Annotated in this window: 12 protein-coding genes; 5 read left to right on the top strand and 7 right to left on the bottom strand. The window is 71.8% G+C overall.

Features of this window, described 5'->3' with window-relative positions:
* The first annotated feature begins 141 nt into the window (after positions 1-141).
* Both ACFWBW_RS05565 and ACFWBW_RS05560 read left to right on the top strand, forming a co-directional pair.
* Positions 142-2,037, top strand: coding sequence for an HSP90 family protein (locus ACFWBW_RS05565; protein ID WP_385368640.1), 1,896 nt, complete (start codon positions 142-144; stop codon positions 2,035-2,037).
* Positions 2,034-5,051, top strand: coding sequence for a tetratricopeptide repeat protein (locus tag ACFWBW_RS05560; RefSeq protein WP_385368638.1), 3,018 nt, complete (start codon positions 2,034-2,036; stop codon positions 5,049-5,051). Before ACFWBW_RS05565 ends, ACFWBW_RS05560 begins: the two co-directional genes overlap by 4 nt.
* Before the next feature lie 73 nt (positions 5,052-5,124).
* Here ACFWBW_RS05560 and ACFWBW_RS05555 read toward each other — a convergent pair whose 3' ends face one another.
* Together ACFWBW_RS05555 and ACFWBW_RS05550 are read right to left on the bottom strand one after the other, a co-directional pair.
* Positions 5,125-6,030 (bottom strand): LLM class flavin-dependent oxidoreductase, encoded by a 906-nt coding sequence (locus ACFWBW_RS05555; protein ID WP_385368636.1) that lies wholly within the window; start codon positions 6,028-6,030, stop codon positions 5,125-5,127.
* Between the two features lie 102 nt (positions 6,031-6,132).
* Positions 6,133-6,399, bottom strand: coding sequence for a hypothetical protein (locus tag ACFWBW_RS05550; RefSeq protein ID WP_385368634.1), 267 nt, complete (start codon positions 6,397-6,399; stop codon positions 6,133-6,135).
* Between the two features lie 177 nt (positions 6,400-6,576).
* Here ACFWBW_RS05550 and ACFWBW_RS05545 point away from each other — a divergent pair, with 177 nt between their 5' ends.
* A complete protein-coding gene (locus ACFWBW_RS05545) occupies positions 6,577-7,497 on the top strand; it encodes an HAD-IIB family hydrolase (protein ID WP_385368632.1) in 921 nt (306 codons plus the stop codon).
* A gap of 86 nt (positions 7,498-7,583) precedes the next feature.
* Here ACFWBW_RS05545 and ACFWBW_RS05540 read toward each other — a convergent pair whose 3' ends face one another.
* The 4 genes from ACFWBW_RS05540 to ACFWBW_RS05525 all read right to left on the bottom strand — a co-directional run bounded on the left by ACFWBW_RS05540 (position 7,584) and on the right by ACFWBW_RS05525 (position 15,516).
* Positions 7,584-9,263, bottom strand: coding sequence for a GAF domain-containing sensor histidine kinase (locus ACFWBW_RS05540; RefSeq protein WP_385368747.1), 1,680 nt, complete (start codon positions 9,261-9,263; stop codon positions 7,584-7,586).
* Between the two features lie 79 nt (positions 9,264-9,342).
* Positions 9,343-12,939 carry a thiol reductant ABC exporter subunit CydD gene (gene cydD, locus ACFWBW_RS05535; RefSeq protein WP_385368630.1) on the bottom strand — a complete coding sequence of 1,199 codons (3,597 nt, stop codon included), beginning with the start codon at positions 12,937-12,939 and terminating at the stop codon, positions 9,343-9,345.
* A gap of 51 nt (positions 12,940-12,990) precedes the next feature.
* The gene (gene cydB / locus ACFWBW_RS05530; RefSeq protein WP_385368628.1) at positions 12,991-13,992 is read right to left on the bottom strand and encodes a cytochrome d ubiquinol oxidase subunit II; all 1,002 of its coding nucleotides are present in this window, start codon (positions 13,990-13,992) and stop codon (positions 12,991-12,993) included.
* Between the two features lie 18 nt (positions 13,993-14,010).
* Entirely contained in the window at positions 14,011-15,516 is a 1,506-nt protein-coding gene (locus ACFWBW_RS05525) for a cytochrome ubiquinol oxidase subunit I (protein WP_385368626.1), read from the bottom strand.
* A 189-nt stretch (positions 15,517-15,705) separates the two neighbouring features.
* Between ACFWBW_RS05525 and ACFWBW_RS05520 the strand changes: the two genes are divergently transcribed.
* Complete coding sequence (locus tag ACFWBW_RS05520; protein ID WP_385368624.1) at positions 15,706-16,074, top strand: cyclophilin-like fold protein; 369 nt, start codon at positions 15,706-15,708, stop codon at positions 16,072-16,074.
* A gap of 43 nt (positions 16,075-16,117) precedes the next feature.
* Here ACFWBW_RS05520 and hisC read toward each other — a convergent pair whose 3' ends face one another.
* Positions 16,118-17,200, bottom strand: a complete 1,083-nt coding sequence (gene hisC / locus ACFWBW_RS05515) for a histidinol-phosphate transaminase (RefSeq protein ID WP_385368622.1) — start codon at positions 17,198-17,200, stop codon at positions 16,118-16,120.
* A gap of 362 nt (positions 17,201-17,562) precedes the next feature.
* Between hisC and ACFWBW_RS05510 the strand changes: the two genes are divergently transcribed.
* Positions 17,563-18,678, top strand: coding sequence for a LacI family DNA-binding transcriptional regulator (locus ACFWBW_RS05510; protein ID WP_214954921.1), 1,116 nt, complete (start codon positions 17,563-17,565; stop codon positions 18,676-18,678).
* The last annotated feature ends 24 nt before the right edge of the window (positions 18,679-18,702 follow it).

Genomic DNA, 18,702 nt, shown 5'->3' with positions numbered 1-18,702 from the left:
CCCGGGAGAACCCCCACAGGCACCGGAATTCACCGAAGGATTGTCAGATCATCCCCCTACGCTGTTCCTCACTCCGGGATCTGTGAGGGGGGTACCTCGCGGTCGCCGAACAACCCGTACCAGCACGCGAGGTGACGCCCCATGACGTCCGAAGAAGCCCGAGAAACCCATCCGAACACCTTCCAGGTCGACCTGCGCGGCCTGGTCGACCTCCTCTCCCACCACCTCTACTCCAGCCCCCGCGTGTACGTCCGCGAGCTCCTCCAGAACGCCGTCGACGCCGTCACCGCCCGCCACGCCCTGGACCCCGAGGCCGAGATCGCCATCCGCCTGTCGGCGACCGGCAACCGCGTGACCATCGAGGACAGCGGCATCGGCCTGACCGCCGACGAGGCCCACTCCCTCCTCGCCACCATCGGACGCAGCTCCAAGCGCGGGGGCCCACACGGCCTGGAGACCACCCGCCAGGAGTTCCTCGGCCAGTTCGGCATCGGCCTGCTCGCCTGCTTCGTCGTCGCCCGCCAGATCCGCGTGGTCACCCGCTCCGCCCGCGACCCGCTGGCCGCGCCCGTCGAATGGCTGGCCACGGACGACGGCTCGTACACCGTCCGCGAACTGCCCTCCGACGACCGCCCGGAACCCGGCACCACCGTCGTCCTGGAGGCCCGCCCCGGCGCCGAGGAGTGGACCGTCCCGGCCAAGGTCGAGCAACTGGCCCGCGACTACGGCTCCCTGCTGCCCTACGACATCACCTTCGACGACGGCTCCGCCGCCGGACCCCGCCCGGTCACCGACCGGCCCGCCGTCTGGGACCGGCCCTTCCCCACCCCCGCGGCCCGCCGCGTCGCGCTCGCCGCGCACTGCGCGCAGCTCTTCGGCTTCACCCCGCTCGACAGCATCGACCTCGACCTTCCCGTGGCGGGAGTGCGCGGAGTCGCGTACGTCCTGCCCGAGCCGACCAGCCCCGCCCACCGGTCCGGACACCGCGTCCACCTCAAGGGCATGCTGCTGACCGACAAGGCCGACAACCTGCTGCCCGACTGGGCGTTCTTCGTCCGCGCCGTCCTGGACACCGACACCCTGCGGCCCACCGCCTCCCGCGAGAACTTGTACGACGACGAGACCCTGGCCGCCGTGCGCGAGGCCCTCGGCGCCCGCGTCCGCGCCTGGCTCGCCGAGCTCGCCACCAGCGAACCCGAGCGGCTGGCCGCCTTCCTGAGCGTCCACCACCTCGGGGTGAAATCGCTGGCCCGGCACGACGCCGAGCTGCTCGGCCTGATGCTGCCCTGGCTGCCGTTCGAGACCAGCGACGGTTCGATGAGCCTGGAGGAGTTCGCCGCCGCGCACACCGAGATCCACTTCACCCGCACCGTGGAGGAGTTCCGCCAGATCGCCCCGATCGCGGCCGCCCACGGACTCGGGGTCATCAACGCCGGCTACACCTACGACGCCGATCTGCTGGCCCTGCTGCCCTCCGTACGCCCGGAGCTCAAGGTCACCGAGCTCGACGCGGGAGCCGTCACCGAGCGCCTCGATCCGGTCCCGACCTCCGCCGAACTGGCCCTGGCCCCCTTCCTGGCCACCGCCCGCACCCGCCTGGAACCCCAGAGCTGCGACGTGGTCCTGCGCGCCTTCCAGCCCGCCGCCGTCCCGGCGCTCTACCTCGACGACCGCCAGGCCCGTCAGGAGCGCGACCGCACCGCCGCCCTGGAGAGCGCCGACTCGCTGTGGAGCGGCATCCTCGGCTCGCTGCGCGGCTCCGCTCCGCGCGCCCGCCTCGTGCTCAACCACAACAACCCGCTCATCCGCCGGATCGCCGCCCTTCCCGACGAGGCCCTGACCGCCACAGCCGTCGAATCGCTGTACGGCCAGGCCCTGCTGAGGTCGCAGCGGCCGCTGCGCGCGGCCGACACCACGCTGCTCAACCGGGCCTTCCTCGGGCTCCTGGAATGGGCGACGCACCCGGTCGGCACCACGGACCGCACGAACGGCACAGACGGCACGGCCGGCACAGACGCCCAGGAGGAGCAGAAGTGAGCACGCTGACCCGCGAGGAGATCGAGAGCGGACTGGCCGAGAACCGCCAGGCCCCGGGCGGGTCCGCCCGCAACGCGCACGCCGAGGCGCTGTCCGCCGCCGCCGAGGCGACCGGGGACCGCCCGCTGTTCCGTGCGGCACTGGACAACCTGATCAACGCCTACCTGTACAGCTCCGAGTCGCCGAAGATGCTCGTCCCTTTCGCCCGGCTGCTCCAGGAGTACGACAAGGACCAGGGCGCCTTCGACGAGTGGGACGCCCACTCGCTGTTCTGGCAGTTCAAGTGGATCGCCAGCGCCATCGGCAACTCTCCGGAGATCCCGCTTGAGTCGGCCGCCGGCTGGCTGGACGAGATGGAGCGCCGCTACCGGATCGCCGGTTACAGCGAGCGTCCCGTGCGCGAGGCCGAGCTGTGGCTCGCCGACGCGACCGGTGACGACGAGCGGGCCGGACGCGCGTACAAGCGCTGGCAGGCCGCCGACCGCGACGACATGAGCGACTGCCACGCCTGCGAGCTCAACAGCCAGGGCCAGTACGCCGTGCTGCGCGGCGACGACGCCGAGGCCCTGGTGCTCTGGCAGCCGGTGCTCTCCGGTGAGCAGACCTGCGCCGAGGAACCCCACCGGGTGCTGGCCGCCTCACTGCTGCCGCTGGTGCGGCTCGGCCGGTTCGACGAAGCCCGCTCGGCCCATCTGCGCGGATACCGGATGGCCCGGGGCAAGGAGAGCCTGCTGCCCTCGGTGGGCCGGCACATCGAGTTCTGCGCGCTCACCGGAAACGAGTCCCGCGGTCTGGAGATCCTCGCCGAGCACGCGGCGTACGTGGCCCCGCTCGCCAACCTCTCCGACCAGCTGGCCTTCCACGGCGGAGTCCTCGTCCTGCTGCGCCGTCTGACGGAGCTGGGTCACGGCCCGAGCCCGACAGTCGCCTACGAGGGCAGCCCGTGCACCGTGTCCGAGCTGTACGAGGTGCTGCGTGACGGGGCGCTCGACATCGCCCAGCGGTTCGACGCGCGCAACGGCTCCACCCGGGTGTCGGAGCGATTCCTCGCGCGGATCGGCGCCGCCCCGCTGAACGAGGCCCTGCCGCTGGGCGTACGAAGCTCCGGGCTCGCGGCGCTCCCGCAGCCGGGCCCCGCCCCGGTGTCCAGGGCGGCGGCCCCGGCCGAGGGCTTCCCGGAACTCGTGGCACGGGCCCGGGAGGCACGCGATCTCGGGCACCCGGGCGCCGACGCGCTCTGGGAGCAGGTGGCCCTGCGCCCCGAGGCAGCTGCCGGGTCCGATCCGCTGGCCGCCGCCGATGTGGCGGACCACCGGGCCCTGGCGGCCGCTCGGGCCGGCGCCGGCGACGCCTCGGAACTGCTGGCCGGCGTACGCGAGCGCTACCGGGAACTGGGGCTCGCGGAGCGCGCCGCCCTGGCCGAGTTGCGGCTGGCGACGGTGGCCGCGCAGTCGGGCACGGAGGCGGGGGAGCTGCGCGGGCTGCTGGCGGTCGCCCTGCGCGCCGCCGAGGCGCTGGACGCGGGCGAGCCGCTGCGGACCCGGCGGATCGCGCTCGCGGAGCTGACGGGGATCCGGGTGGAGTCCTACCTGCGCTCGGTCGAGGCGACCGAGGACCCCGAGCACGGGCACGGCGACGGCCACGGGCAGGGCTCCGGCCACGACGGGGAGCACGGCCACGGCGAGCTGGTCGCCGAACTCGCCGCCTTCGCCGATGCCTACGCCGCGACCGTGCCCGACGTGGTCGCCGAGGCCGAGGAGATGCTGGGCCGCCTCGCCCTCTCGCAGGGCGACCCGGAGCATGCCCTGACCCTGCTCGCCGGATCCGCCGACCGTTCGGTGGCGGCGGGCCGTCCGTGGCTCGCCGTGGACCCGCTCGTGCTGAGGGCAGGCGTGCTGATGTCGCTGGACCGGGCCGCGGAGGCCGAGGAATCGGCCCGGGCCGGGCTGGCGCATGCCGCGGAGGTGACCGACGCCGAGGCGCAGGGCGTCGTACGGCTCACCCTCGCCGACATCCTGCTGGGGCGCGGCGAGGCCGACGCGGAGGCCGCGCGGCACGCTCTGGAGGCGGCGTACTGGTTCGACCAGGCCGGGCTCACCGCCGACGGCGGGGCCCAGGCCAGGCTGCTGCTCGCCCGGTGCCACGCCCGTGAGGGGAACACCGCCGAGGCGGTCGAGGTGTTGCAGTCGACGCTGCCGGACCTGCTGGAGCACGGGGAGGGCCAGGCCGTTTCCGTACGGGAGTTCCTGGGCGACCTGCTGCGCGAGCTGCACGATCCCCGGGGCGCGGCCGAGCAGTACCTGCTGGCGGCAGAGCTGGCCGAGAACTGGGAGGACCCGCGACCGCAGGCCGGCTTCGCCCAGGCTGCCGCCGATCAACTCTCCGAGGCGCAGCTGGTGCCGGAGGCGGTCGCCGCGTACGAGCGGGCCCTCGAACTGCGCCGGCGGTCGAAGGACGCACCGGTCGCCGAGGTACGGATCCTGCGGTCGCTGGCCTGGCTGGGGCTGCGCGAAGAGGTCACCGACACCGGGGTGGCGGGGGCCCGGGCCCGGATGGACGAGGCGGCCGAGGTCCTGACCGCCGCGCTGACACAGGGCCCCGGGGACCGCGAGGCGCGGGCCGAACTGGCCGAGACCTGGAACCAGCTCGCCCAGGTCCTCGACCGCCGGGTCCGCGCCGACGAGGAGGCGGACGAGGAGGAAGGACGGGGTTCCGGGCCCGCCCAACCACTGGGCGAGGCGGAGCTCGAGGCGCTGCGGCTGGAGGAGATCCTGCTGTGGGAGCGGGCCGCCGGCCTCCACGCGGAGCTCGGCCCGGACCATCTGCAGGCCCGGTTCCAGTGCGTGAACAACGCCGCCTGGACCGAGCACGAGCTGGGCCGGCCCGAAGCCGGCGCCGCCCGGGTCTCGGCGCTGGCCGCCGAGGTGCGCGCACTGCCCGACGGCGTGGCCCCGGAGTGGCTCCTGGAGAGCGCCGACCGGACCACGGAACACCTGCTGCGCACCTCGTCCTGAGGGTGCGCGCTGCCGTCGCTCCGAACCCTAGGGCGACGGCAGCGGTGGCGGCAGCGGTTCAGCTCACCCCGTCTCAGCCCAGCTGGGCGAGCGCCTCGGTGGCGATCCGCTCGAAGACGCCCTGGTCGGCGGCGAAGTCGGAGTCGGGGATCGGCCAGTGGATCACGAGCTCGGTGAAGCCGAGCTCCTGGTGGCGGCCGGCGAAGTCGACGAAGGCCGCCACGGACTCCAGCGGCCGCCCCCGGTCCGGGGTGAAGCCCGTGAGCAGGATCTTGTCCAGGTCGGCAATCTCCCGGCCGGTCTCCGCACACGCCTTGCCGAGCTTCTCGACCTGGCCGCGCAGGGCCTGCACGGACTGCTCCGGGGTGCCCTCGTCGAAGATCTTCGGGTCACCGGTGGTCACCCATGCCTGCCCGTACCGTGCGGCGAGCTTCAGGCCGCGCGGGCCGGTCGCGGCGACGGCGAAGGGCAGCCGGGGCCGCTGGACGCACCCGGGGAGGTTGAAGGCCTCCTCCGCCGAGTAGAACGTGCCCCGCTGCGAGACGGAATCCTCGGTGAGCAGCCGGTCGAGCAGCGGCAGGAACTCCCCGAACCGGTCGGCGCGCTCCTTGGGGGTCCACGGCTGCTCCTGGCCGAGCACGGTGGCGTCGAAGCCGTTGCCTCCGGCGCCGATGCCGAGCGTGATCCGTCCGCCGGAGACGTCGTCGAGGGAGATCAGTTCCTTGGCGAGCGTCACCGGGTGGCGGAAGTTCGGCGAGGTGACGAGCGTGCCGAGGCGCAGCCGCTCCGTGGCCGTCGCGGCAGCCGTGAGCGTCGGCAGAGCGCCGAACCACGGCCCGTTCCGGAAGGTCCGCCAGGAAAGGTGGTCGTAGGTGTAGGCCGCGTGGAACCCAAGTTCCTCGGCCCGCTGCCACTTGGCGCGACCTCCCTCGTGCCAGCGGTCGACAGGCAGGATCACGGTGCTCAGGCGCAGACTCATGCCCCGAGCCTACGTCCGCCCCGCAGCGAGGCGTCGGCTTCCCCCGGCGACACGGTCGGATCGATCCGGCATCGCACTGCTCGCCGAATGACCCGGATGCCGTCACGTCCCGGTCTGGGCCTTGTTCCGCCACAGGGCCAGTAGGACGGCGGAGTAGGGGCGGGCCGGAGCCGCGATGCTGCCGGCGTGGGCCAGGGCGTCGGCCGCGTCTGCCAGGACCTCGCCCACCAGCACCGGTTCGCGCTCCGGGTGGTGTGCTTCCGCCCGCTCGCACACCGTGCACAAGGCCATGGCCAGGCTCGCGACCCACCTGGCGCGCGGGCCGCCACAGGCGTCGCAATCCACCGCGCGGACTGAAGGGATGAGCACGTCGCCCCCGTGTGACGTCGTCGGAACCGGCACCGAAGCCGGCAGCGCGAACAGCAGCGGAACCGGCGAGGGGATCCTTCCACCGCCCACTGACAACCATGTCGCGATGTTTCACGTGAAACATCGCCCGGGCCACGGTCGCGGGATGTTTCACGTGAAACGTCGCCGACCCTTGGCATGGGCGAAGATGGAGCCGTGACCTCGGCTCCCCAGCGCCCGGACGGGCCAACCCCCGCGACCCGGCTCATCGCCACCGACCTCGACGGCACCCTGCTGCGCGACGACAAATCCGTCTCGGAGCGCACCGTCGCCGCCCTCGCCGCCGCCGAGGAGGCAGGCATCGCGGTGTTCTTCGTGACCGGACGCCCGGCCCGCTGGATGGGTGTGGTCAGCGACCACGTCCAGGGCCACGGCCTGGCCATCTGCGCGAACGGCGCCGCCGTCGTCGACCTGCATGCCATGAACCGGCACGCCACCGACCAGCCGCCCACGGGCCGGGAGTTCGTTCAGGTCAGGCCGCTGCCCCGGATCGCGGCACTCAAGGTGGTGGAGGCCTTGCGGGGCGCCGCCCCCGGCACCTCCTTCGCCGTCGAGCTGACCACCGGCATCAACTACGAGCCGCAGTACCCGCCGTTCTTCCAAGACCCGGGCGCCAATGTCGCCACCGCCGAGGAACTGCTCCACGAGGCCACGGACGACGATTCGGCGCCCGTCCTCAAGGTGCTCGCGCACCACTCCGAGCTGGCTCCGGACGAGTTCCTGGCCCTGGCTCGTTCCGTCGCCGGCGCGTTCGCCTCGATCACCCGCTCCAGCCCGACCTCCCTACTGGAGATCAGCGGCCCGGGGGTCTCCAAGGCGAGCACCCTGGCACTGTGCTGCGAGGAGCGCGGCATCTCCCCGGCCGAGGTGGTCGCCTTCGGCGACATGCCGAACGACGTGGAGATGCTCGGCTGGGCCGGCACCTCGTACGCGATGGGCAATGCCCATCCGGATGTGATCGCCGCCGCGTCGGGCCGTACGGTCGCCAACAACGAGGACGGCGTCGCCCTGGTCATCGAGCGCATCCTGGCCGAGCGGACCGCCCGGACCGAGGCGTAAACCACCGCGGGGTACACCTACAGCGGGGCGCAGCCACGGTGCGGCGCAGCCACCGCGGAGCGCGGCAAAGCCACAGCGGAGCGCGGTTAGAGCGGGGCCTCCCACACCAGAGTGGTCCCGCCGCCCTCCTCGCCGAGACCGGGGCCGTACGAGCTGGACCCGCCGAGCGATTCGGCCCGTCGGCGCAGGTTCCGCAGCCCGCTTCGCCGCCCGCCCTCCGGGATGCCCACCCCGTCGTCGGCCACCTCCAGGCGGACCCCGGGACGCCCGTCGGCCAGGCTCACCGTGGAGTCCAGCACCACCTCGATCCGCGACGCCTCCGAGTGCCGGAAGGCATTCGACAACGCCTCGCGCAGGGCCGCGATCAGGTTCTTTCCGACGAGCTCGCCGACGACCGCGTCGATCGGTCCGAGGAAGCGGTGCGCGGGCTTGAAGCCCAGTGGCACCGCAGCCATGTTGATCTCCCGCAGCACCCGGGTGCGCAGCCCCGAGGGGGCCTCCGCCGGCCCCTGCTGCAGCGCGAAGATCGCGGTGCGGATCTCCTGGATCGTCACGTCCAACTCGTCCACGGCCTTGCCGACACCTTCGCGGACCTCCGGGACGATGGAGCGGCGCTGGGCGCCCTCCAGCATCATCCCGGTGGCGAAGAGCCGCTGGATGACCAGGTCGTGCAGGTCGCGGGCGATCCGGTCGCGATCCTCGAACACCGCGAGGCGCTCCCGGTCCCGCTGCGCCTCCGCCATCATCAGCGCCAGGGCCGCCTGTGAGGCGAACTGCGTGGCCAGGGTCCGCTCCGCCTCGGTGAACGGGCGCTTTCCGCGCGCCCGCGGCGTGACGAGGGCCCCCAGCACCCGGCCCCCGCTCTGCAGCGGCAGCATCATGCAGGCCCCGTACTGGCTGGTCAGACGGCTGATCATGCGCGGGTCCGAGGCGGCGTCGTCCACGAAGACCGGCTCGCCCTCCAGCAGCCGGGCCACCACGGGGCTCTCGGCAGGAATGACGACGCCGAGAGAGGTTGCCGGGTTCTCCGCGGAGATGGCGACGATCTCCATCCCGCCCTCCTCGGCCGGCAGCATCACGATCCCGGCGGCCGAATCGGCGAGCCGGCGGGCCTGTTCGGCTACGACCGCGAGCGCGTCGTCCGCGTCCCCGCCCGACAGCAGGGCCGTGGTGACGGCGACCGAGCCGTCGATCCAGCGCTCGCGCTGGGTGGCGGCCTCGTAGAGCCGGGCGTTGCCAATGGCGATGCCCGCCTCGGTCGCCAGGACCCGGACCATGTGGACGTCGTAGTCGTTGAACTCGCCGCCGCCGTTCTTCTCCGCCAGGTAGAGGTTCCCGAAGATCTCTCCCTGGACGCGGATCGGAACGCCGAGGAAGGTCTTCATCGGCGGGTGATGGGCGGGGAAGCCCGCCGAACGCCGGTCCTTGCTCAGGTCGGCGAGGCGGACCGGGTCGGGGTTCGAGATCAAGGCGCCGAGCAGGCCGCGCTTCCCGTCCGGGCGGTGCCCGATCTTCTTCGCCAGCGCGTCGCTGATGCCGAAGGTGACGAAGTCCGAGAGTCCCGGGCCCTCTGTGTCGACCACGCCGATGGCCGCGTAGCGGGCGTCCGCGAGCTCGGCGGCCGTTTCGCAGATCCGGTCCAGCGTGGAGTGGAGCTCGAGTCCGGTACCGACCGACCGCATGGCCTCCAGCAGCTGCGGCACCCGGGCCGTGAGCTCGGTGGACAGGCCCTGGAGGCTCCGGGTGGCGGCGGTCGCGGCCTCCATCGGGTCGGGCGATTCCGGCGAGGGCTGCGGCGGGTACTCGGGCGATTCATGCGACTCCTGCGCTGACATGCCCTTGAGCCTAGTTAGTCCCCTTTAGCGAGGAAAGTCGAGCCTGCCCGGAGCCGCCCGTCAGGTCCGCTTCCCGCTCCCGTTCGAGCAGCCCGCGCAGCGGGCCGGGAGCCGCCGCCAGCTCCGCGTACGCACCACGCTGGACGACGGCGCCGCCGTCCAGGACGAGTACCTCGTCGACCTCTTCCAGGCCGGCCAGCCGGTGCGTGATCAGCACGGTGGTGCGGCCCTCGGTCGCGGCCAGCAGGTCCGCGGTCAGCGCGTCGGCGGTGGCCAGGTCCAGGTGCTCGGCCGGCTCGTCCAGGACGAGGACCGGGAAGTCCGCGAGCAACGCCCGTGCCAGGGCGAGACGCTGGCGCTGACCGCCGGAGATCCGCTCACCGTGCTCGCCGACCAGGGTGTCCAGCCCGTCCGGGAGCCCCTCGGCCCACTCCAGCAGCCGGGCCGCGGCGAGGGCCTCCCGCAGCCGCGCCTCGCTCGCCCCCGGGGCGGCCAGGCGCAGGTTCTCGCGTACCGAGCTGTCGAAGATGTGCGCGTCCTGGGCACACAGGCCCACGACCCGGCGCACGTCGTCCCCGTCGAGGGCGCGCGCCTCGGTCCCGCCCAGGGTGTACGAACCTTCGTGCTGGTCCAGGAAGCGCAGCAGGACCTGTGCCAGCGTGGTCTTGCCGGCTCCCGAGGGCCCGACGACCGCGATCCGGCGGCCCGCCTCCAGCGTCAGGTCGAGCCCGCTCAGCGCGTCCTTCTCCTGCCCCGGGTGGCGGGCGGCGAGCCCGGTCAGTCGCAGCGGGAAGAGCGAGGCGGGCAGGGCTTCGGGCCGCTCCGGCTCGGTGACCGGGGCGGGCGTGTCGATGACTTCGTAGACCCGCTCGGCGCTGCGCCGGACCCGCTGTCGGTACTGGACGGCCTGCGGAAGCCCGCTGACGGCCTCGAAGGCGGCCAGCGGGGTCAGGACGACCACCGCCATGGCCACCCCTGACAGCCGGCCCCCGGCGACGGCGTTCGCCCCGACGGCGGCCGAGCACACCACGGTCAGCCCGCTCACCAAGGCGGACAGCCCGCTCCCGAGCCCGGTGACGGCGGCCGCGCGGGCCGCGATCCCGGTCAGTGTGCGGTCGCTGTCCTTGGCGGCGGCCTTGCGCCCGCCGAGTGCTCCGGCGACGGTGAGCTCCGCGGTTCCGGTGAGCAGATCCGCCACACGGGTGGCGAGCTCGCCCCGGGCGGGGGCGAGCCGGCGCTCCGTCCGGCGGGCGCAGACCGCGCTGACGAGCGGTACCCCGACACCGGCGGCCAGCAGCCCGACGGCGAGCACCGCCCCGGCCCCGGGCAGCAGCCAGGCGGTGAACGCCACCGAGCCGGTGCCCACGAGCACCGCGGTGCCGACGGGCAGCAGCCAGCGCAGCCAGTAGTCCTGCAGGGCGTCGGCGTCGGCCACCAGCCGGGTCAGCAGATCCCCGCGCCGCTGGGTGCGCAGTCCGGCGGGCGCGATGCGCTCCAGCCTCTGGAACACCGAAACGCGCAGGTCTGCGAGCATCCGCAGGACCGCGTCGTGGGACACGAGCCGCTCCGCGTAGCGGAAGACGGCCCGGCCCATGCCGAAGGCCCGCGTCGCGGTGACGGCGACCATCAGGTACAGCACGGGAGGCTGTTCGGAGGCGCGCGAGATCAGCCATCCGGAGACGGCCATCACCCCGACGCTGCACCCGACGGCCAGCGCTCCCAGGAGCAGCCCGAGCCTGAACCGTCCCTGCCAGGCCTTGGCCACGCCCCGCACCCGCCTGAGCGGATCGCCGCCGCCGGCATCGCCCCCGCCTGCAGCGCTGCCGCCGGCGTCGCCGCCGCCCGTACCGCCCGCCCGCTCCGGAGCGTCCCCGAGGATCCATTCGCCGGGATCGCGCGGCGCCGTTCCCGCCGCCGTCCGTCCCGCCCGCACGGCGGGAAGGGGAGCGGCGGGGGACGCCCCGGCGGGGCCGGCACCGACCCTCACGACCCGGTCGGCCAGCGCCAGCAGCGCCGGCCGGTGCACCACCAGCAGGACGGTCCGCCCGACCGCGAGGCGGCGTACCGCCTCCACGACGGCCGCCTCGGTCTCGCCGTCCAGCGCCGCCGTCGGCTCGTCGAGCAGGAGCACCGGCCGGTCAGCCAGGAACGCCCGCGCCAGCGCGAGACGCTGGCGCTGCCCGGCGGACAGACCGACCCCGCCCTCGCCGAGGAGGGTGGCCGCCCCGCGCGGCAGGGCCCGTACGAACTCCCACGCCCCGGCGTCCACCAGGGCGGCGGTGACCTCCGCATCGGCGGCACCGGGCCGCGCCAGCCGTACGTTCTCCGCGATCGTCCCGGCGAACAGGTGCGGCCGCTGCGGTACCCACGCGATCCGCTCCCGCCACTGCTCGGGCGCCAGAGCTGCCAGGTCCGCGTCCCCGACCCGGACCCGGCCCGCACTCGGCGTCACGAAGCCCAGCAGCACCTGCAGCAGCGTGGACTTGCCCGCACCGCTCGGCCCGGTGAGGGCCACGCATTCGCCCGGTTCCACGGTCAGCGAGACGGGTCCGGGGGAGTCCTCACCCCGGCCCTCGTACCGGACGGCCACCCCGTCGAGCTCGATCCGCAGTCCCGAGACCGGAACGCCGTCCGTCCCCCGCGAAGCGGCGACCGGGGTCTCCAGCACCTCGAAGATCTCTTCCGCGGCGGCCAGCCCCTCCGCCGCCGCGTGGTACTGCGCCCCGACCTGACGCAGCGGCAGGTACGCCTCGGGCGCCAGGACCAGGATCACCAGCCCGGTGTAGAGGTCGAGCTCGCCGTGGACGAGCCGCATGCCGATCGTCACGGCGACCAGCGCCACCGACAGGGTCGCCAGCAGTTCGAGCGCGAACGAGGACAGGAACGCGATGCGCAGGGTGCGCATCGTCGCCTGCCGGTAGTCATCGGTGATCTTGCGGATGGACTCCGCCTGCGCCTTCGCGCGGCCGAAGACCTTCAGGGTCGGCAGTCCCTCCACCACGTCCAGGAAGTGCCCGGAGAGCCGGGACAGCAGCCGCCACTGGCGGTCCATCCGGGACTGGGTGGCCATGCCGATCAGGATCATGAACAGGGGGATCAGCGGGAGCGTGACCACGATGATCGCCGCCGACACCCAGTCCTCGGTGACGATCCTCGCGAGCACCGCCACGGGGACGACGATCGCGAGCCCCAACTGGGGCAGGTACCGCGAGAAGTAGTCGTCGAGTGCGTCCACTCCCCGCGTGGCCAGGGCCACCAGGGAGCCCGTCCGCTGTCCGCTCAGCCAGCCGGGTCCGAGTTCCGCCGCCCGCTCCAACAGCCGGCCGCGCAGTTCCGACTTGACCGCCGCGCTCGCCCGGTGCGCGGCCAGCTCGGTCAGCCAGGCGACCAGCCCCCGGCCGAGCGCCACCGCCGCGAGCAGCAGCAGGGGCGTCCGCAGGTCTCCGCCGTCCAGTCCGTCCTCGAAGGCACCGACCACGATCTCGGCGACCAGCATGGCCTGGCCGACGACCAGCCCCGCCCCGGCGAGCCCGAGGGCCACCACCGCTCCCAGGAAGAGGCGGGTGGACCGGGCGTACCGAAGCAGGCGCGGGTCGATCGGTTTCACGTGAAACATCCCCCAGGCAGGAACGGGCGGGGCGGGACAGGCGGAGCGCGCTCAGTGCACGTCGACGATGTGCTGCGTGCCGATGCGCTTGCGGAACACCCAGTACGTCCACGCCTGGTAGAGCAGGACGACCGGGGTCGCCACCGCCGCACACCAGGTCATGATCTTCAGGGTGTACGGGCTGGACGAGGCGTTGGTGACCGTGAGGTTCCAGGCGTCGTTCAGCGAGGACGGCATGACGTTCGGGAACAGCGTCAGGAAGAGCATCGCGACGGCCGCCGCGATGGTGACCCCCGACAGGCCGAAGGCCCATCCCTCCCTGCCCGCGAAGTTGAAGCCGAGGGCTCCGACCAGGGCCAGTACCGCCACCATCATGGCGATCAGGCTCCATCCGTCACCGCGCGAGACCTGGGTCCAGATCAGGAAGGCGAGCGCCAGGACGGCGGTCACCACCCCGAGCCGCAGCGCCAGCTTGCGCGAGCGGTCCCGGATGTCGCCGACCGTCTTGAGCGAGGTGAACACCGCGCCGTGGAAGGTGAACAGGGTCAGGGTGACCAGGCCGCCGAGGATCGAGTAGACGTTGAGCAGGTCGAAGAAGGTTCCGACGTACTCCATGTCCTGGTCGATCTTCACTCCGCGCACGATGTTGGCGAAGGCCACGCCCCACAGGAACGCGGGGATCAGCGAGGTCCAGAAGATCGCGTGTTCCCAGTTGGTCTGCCACCGGTCCTCGGGCCGCTTGTGCCGGTACTCGAAGGCGACCCCGCGGATGATGAGGCAGATCAGGATGATCAGGAGCGGCAGGTAGAAGCCGGAGAAGAGGGTGGCGTACCACTCCGGGAAGGCGGCGAAGGTCGCACCGCCGGCCGTGAGCAGCCAGACCTCGTTGCCGTCCCACACGGGCCCGATCGTGTTGATCAGGACCCGCTTCTCCGTGCGGTTGCGGGCCAGCAGCTTGGTCAGGACGCCGACTCCGAAGTCGAAGCCCTCCAGGAAGAAGTAGCCGATCCACAGAACGGCGATGAGCACGAACCAGACGTCGTGGAGTTGCATGGTGTGGTCTCCTCAGCCTCAGTACGAGAAGGCCATCGGCCGGTCGGGGTTCTTGTCGTCCCCGCCGATCTTGGTCGGCGGGTTGAGGTCGGCCTCGGTGAGCTCGGGCGGGCCTGCCTTGACGTACTTCACGAGGAGCTTGACCTCGATCACGGCGAGCACGGCGTAGAGCAGCGTGAAGCCGATCATCGAGGTGAGCACCTCGCCCTGGGAGACGTTCGGCGAGACCGCGTCCCTGGTGCGCAGGACCCCGTAGACCACCCAGGGCTGGCGGCCCATCTCGGTGAAGATCCAGCCCCAGGAGTTGGCGATCAGCGGGAAGCCCATGGTCCAGAGCGCGAGGATCCAGTACCAGTTCGTGAGCTTGGGGCTCAGCGCCTTCTTGAAGAGGACCAAGTGCGGGACCTCTTCCTCACCGGTGCGCAGCCCCGGCGGCAGCATGAACTTCTTGCGGGTCAGCCAGAGCCCCAGCATGCCGACTCCGAGCGAGGCCATACCGAAGCCGATCATCCAGCGGAAGCCCCAGTAGGCGACGGGGATGTTGGGCCGGTAGTCACCGGGCCCGAACTTCTCCTGCTCGGCCTTGTTGACGTCGTTGATGCCCGGGACGAACGAGGTGAAGTCGTCGTTGGCCAGGAAGGACAGCAGGCCCGGAATCTCTATGGCCACCGTGTTGTGGCCCTTTTCCACGTCGCCGTAGGCGAAGAGGGAGAAGGGCGCAGGCGCCTCGCCGTCCCAGAGCGCCTCGGCGGCGGCCATCTTCATCGGCTGCTGCTTGAACATCACCTTGCCGAGCAGGTCTCCGCTGATCGCGGTTCCCAGACCGGCGATGATCATGACGACCAGGCCGAGTCGCAGCGAGGTCCGCATGACGGGGATGTGCTTCTTGCGGGCGAGGTGGAAGGCCGCGATCCCGACCATGAACGCGCCGCCGACCAGGAAGGCCGCCGTCATGGTGTGGAAGAACTGGGTCAGCGCGGTGTTCTGCGTGAGAACCAGCCAGAAGTCGGTGAGCTCGGCCCGGCCGCGCTCGGCATTCATCCGGTAGCCGACCGGGTGCTGCATCCAGGAGTTCGCCGCGAGGATGAAGTACGCGGACAGGATGGTGCCGATCGAGACCATCCACATGCAGGCCAGGTGGATCTTCTTCGGCAGCTTGTCCCAGCCGAAGATCCACAGGCCGATGAAGGTGGACTCGAAGAAGAAGGCGATGAGCGCCTCGAAGGCCAGCGGAGCTCCGAAGATGTCACCGACGAACCGCGAGTAGTCGGACCAGTTCATGCCGAACTGGAACTCCTGGACGATGCCCGTGACGACGCCCATCGCGATGTTGATCAGGAAGAGCTTGCCCCAGAACTTGGTGGCCTTGAGGTACTTCTCCTTTTCCGAACGCACCCAGGCGGTCTGCAAGATCGCGACGAGCGCGGCCAGCGAGATCGTCAAGGGAACGAAGAGGAAGTGATAGACGGTGGTAATACCGAACTGCCATCGCGCCAGGGTCTCTGGCGCCAAAGCTAGGTCCACGTCGTCGTCTCCTTCGTTTCGCCGTGGTCACAGCCGCAGTTTGCCTCTCGTATCCCACTCAATCCGGGAGGAAGCAGGACACGCTTGTGAACGCGTTCACATTCACAAGCATTATGTCGCACTGCTTTCGGCACCTTCCAGGGGGGTCCCCCCTAGCGAATAGATTCAACAGATTGTTGAATGCGACCCATGAAGATTCGATTCCTCTGGCCCGCCGGCCAGCTCATCGCAACGCTCGACGAGACCCCCACCGCCAAGGCGCTCGCCGACGCGCTCCCCATCTCCGCCTCCGCCAACACCTGGGGCGAGGAGGTCTACTTCGACACCGGCGTCTCCGTGGCGCTGGAGCACGACGCCCGGCAGGTCGTCGAGCCCGGCACGGTGGCGTTCTGGACCGAGGGCGACGCACTCGCGCTGCCCTACGGCCCCACCCCGATCTCCCGCGGGGGCGAGAGCCGCCTGGCGAGCCCGTGCAACGTCCTCGGCTCGTTCGACGGCGACCCCCGCCTGCTGGCCACCGTCCGCGACGGCGACCCCATCCGCGTGGAACTGGCCTGACCGGAGCCGGCCCGACCACAGGCCCGGCCGGCTCCCGGGAGCTCTAGAGCTCCTTGAAGAACGCTTCCGCCGTGTGCAGGAAGAGGTCGTTCGCCTCGGGCTCTCCGATCGTGACCCGCAGGCCCTCGCCCGCGAAGGGCCGGACCACCACGCCGGCCTTCTCGCAGGCCGCCGCGAAGTCGGCGGTCCGCTCCCCGAGCCGCATCCACACGAAGTTGGCCTGCGTCTCGGGCACCACGGTCCAGCCCTGGGCCAGCAGCGTCCCGTAGACCCGGGTGCGCTCGCTCACCAGCGAGCCGACGCGGCCCATCAGCTCGTCCTCGGCCCGCAGTGAGGCGACCGCCGCGTCCTGGGCGAGCTGGCTGACGCCGAAGGGCACCGCGGTCTTGCGCAGCGCCGCGGCCACCGGCTCGTGTGCCACTGCGAAGCCGACGCGCAGGCCGGCGAGCCCGTACGCCTTGGAGAACGTACGCAGCACGGCGACGTTGGGGCGGCTGCGGTAGAGCTCGATGCCGTCCGGGACCTCGACGTCGCGCACGAACTCCTTGTACGCCTCGTCGAGGACGATGAGGATGTCGGAGGGCACCCGGTCCAGGAACCGCTCCAGCTCCGCACGGCGCACCGCGGTACCGGTGGGGTTGTTGGGGTTGCAGACGAAGATCAGGCGGGTCCGCTCGGTGATCGCCTCGAACATCGCGTCCAGGTCGTGCACGTCCCCCTCGCCGAGCGGGACCTTGACCGAGGTCGCACCCGAGATCTGAACGATGATCGGATAAGCCTCGAAAGACCGCCAGGCGTAGATGACCTCGTCGCCCGGACCCGCCGTCGACTGGATCAGCGACTGGGCGACGCCGACCGAGCCGGTGCCGGTGGCGATGTGCTCGACCGGGACCCCGAACCGCTCCGCGAGCTCGTTCACCAGGCCCGTGCACGCCATGTCCGGGTACCGGTTGAAGTGGCCGGCCGCCGCGACCGCGCTCTCCAGCACCCCAGGCAGGGGCGGGTACGGGTTCTCGTTCGAGGACAGCTTGAAAGCGACCGGGCCGCCCGCTGCCGCGGGCTTTCCGGGCTTGTAGGTGGGGATGCCGTCCAGCTCGGCGCGCAGCTTCGGGCTCTTCTCGCTCACCGCAGGTCCTCCTCGACCATCCCGTACGACGTCGCCGTCGACTCAATACTCCTCACCTTATGAGGATTCCGTCCATCCGAGAACGGCAGGCGCCTGGAATGCGGGAGAGCGCACGCATATATGCGTGCGCCGGTGGCCTGCGCCGTGGCGCGCGTCCCTCGTACAGGTGAGTTGAGCAGAGCCCGAGGGCGCACCGTTTTGGCATGCACGGTCCCGTCGGCAAGGACACCAGACACACTTCGGGACCAAACACCTTCGTTTCCAAGGTCATTGGGGGTGGCGAACCGTGCAGAATCGTGCCTGTCAACGCGTGCATATGCATCCGGACCGCCCTGCCCACCGAGCCCTACTATCGGCTCGCCATGACAGCAGCAGGGAAGCATCAGGTGAGCCGGACCGAGACCACCCGGCGGGCCGCCGGCCGACAAGGCCGGGCCGGCATCAGGGACGTGGCCGCCGCGGCGGGCGTCTCGATCACGACCGTCTCCGACGCCCTCAACGGGAAGGGACGGCTGCCGGACGCCACCCGCCGCCACGTTCGCGAGGTCGCAGACCGGCTGGGCTACCGCCCTTCCGCGGCGGCCCGCACCCTCCGTACCGGCAAGTCGGGCCTCATCGGCCTGACCGTGACGACGTACGGGGATGAACCTTTCACCTTCACCGAATTCGCCTACTTCGCCGAGATGGCCAGGGCCGCCACCTCCGCCGCGCTCGCTCGCGGCTACGCCCTCGTCATCCTCCCCGCCACCTCCCGACATGACGTCTGGTCCAACGTGGCCCTCGACGGCACCGTCGTCATCGACCCCTCCGACCACGATCCCGTCGTCACCGAACTGGTCCGCCAGGGTCTGCCCGTCGTCTCCGACGGACGCCCTGCCGGCTCACTCCCCGTCACCGCCTGGGTCGACAACGACCACGAGGCCGCCGTACTGGGCCTCCTCGACCACCTCGCCGCCGCCGGAGCCCGTCGCATCGGGCTGCTGACCGGCACCACCACCGACACCTACACCCGGCTCTCCACCACGGCCTACCTGCGCTGGTGCGAGCGCGTGGGCCAGGACCCCGTCTACGAGTCCTACCCCGCCCACGATCCGTGCGCCGGCGCCGTAGCCGCCGACCGACTGCTCGCCCGGCCCGACCGGCCCGACGCGGTCTACGGTCTGTTCGACCCCAACGGCACCGACCTGCTCGCCGCCGCCCGCCGCTACGGCCTGCGCGTTCCCGAAGATCTGCTGCTCGTGTGTTGCAGCGAATCCACCGTGTACGCCAACACCGAACCGCCCATCACCACCCTGTCCCTCAAACCCCGCCGCATCGGCACCGCCGTCGTCCAGCTGCTCATCGACGCCATCGAGGGCGTCGACACGGGCGGACCCGTCGAACAGGTCATCCCGACCGAGCTGATCATCCGTACCTCGTCCCAGCGCAGGCAGCCCCGCACGACCGTCAGCCCGCCCCGATCCCCGGCACAGGACTGACCATCACGCCGGCCCAACGGCGGG

Source organism: Streptomyces sp. NPDC059957, assembly GCF_042730015.1.
GTDB lineage: Bacteria > Actinomycetota > Actinomycetes > Streptomycetales > Streptomycetaceae > Streptomyces.
Note: the sequence above shows the minus strand (reverse complement) of the source record. Positions and strands in the feature narration are given on the sequence as shown.

Excerpts from the sequence above, each read along its gene's own strand:
- ACFWBW_RS05565 (WP_385368640.1), top strand. The coding sequence starts at position 142 with ATGACGTCCGAAGAAGCCCGAGAAACCCATCCGAACACCTTCCAGGTC.
- ACFWBW_RS05555 (WP_385368636.1), bottom strand. The coding sequence starts at position 6,030 with ATGAGTCTGCGCCTGAGCACCGTGATCCTGCCTGTCGACCGCTGGCAC.
- ACFWBW_RS05545 (WP_385368632.1), top strand. The coding sequence starts at position 6,577 with ATGGGCGAAGATGGAGCCGTGACCTCGGCTCCCCAGCGCCCGGACGGG.
- ACFWBW_RS05540 (WP_385368747.1), bottom strand. The coding sequence starts at position 9,263 with ATGGAGGCCGCGACCGCCGCCACCCGGAGCCTCCAGGGCCTGTCCACC.
- cydB (WP_385368628.1), bottom strand. The coding sequence starts at position 13,992 with ATGCAACTCCACGACGTCTGGTTCGTGCTCATCGCCGTTCTGTGGATC.
- ACFWBW_RS05520 (WP_385368624.1), top strand. The coding sequence starts at position 15,706 with ATGAAGATTCGATTCCTCTGGCCCGCCGGCCAGCTCATCGCAACGCTC.
- ACFWBW_RS05510 (WP_214954921.1), top strand. The coding sequence starts at position 17,563 with ATGACAGCAGCAGGGAAGCATCAGGTGAGCCGGACCGAGACCACCCGG.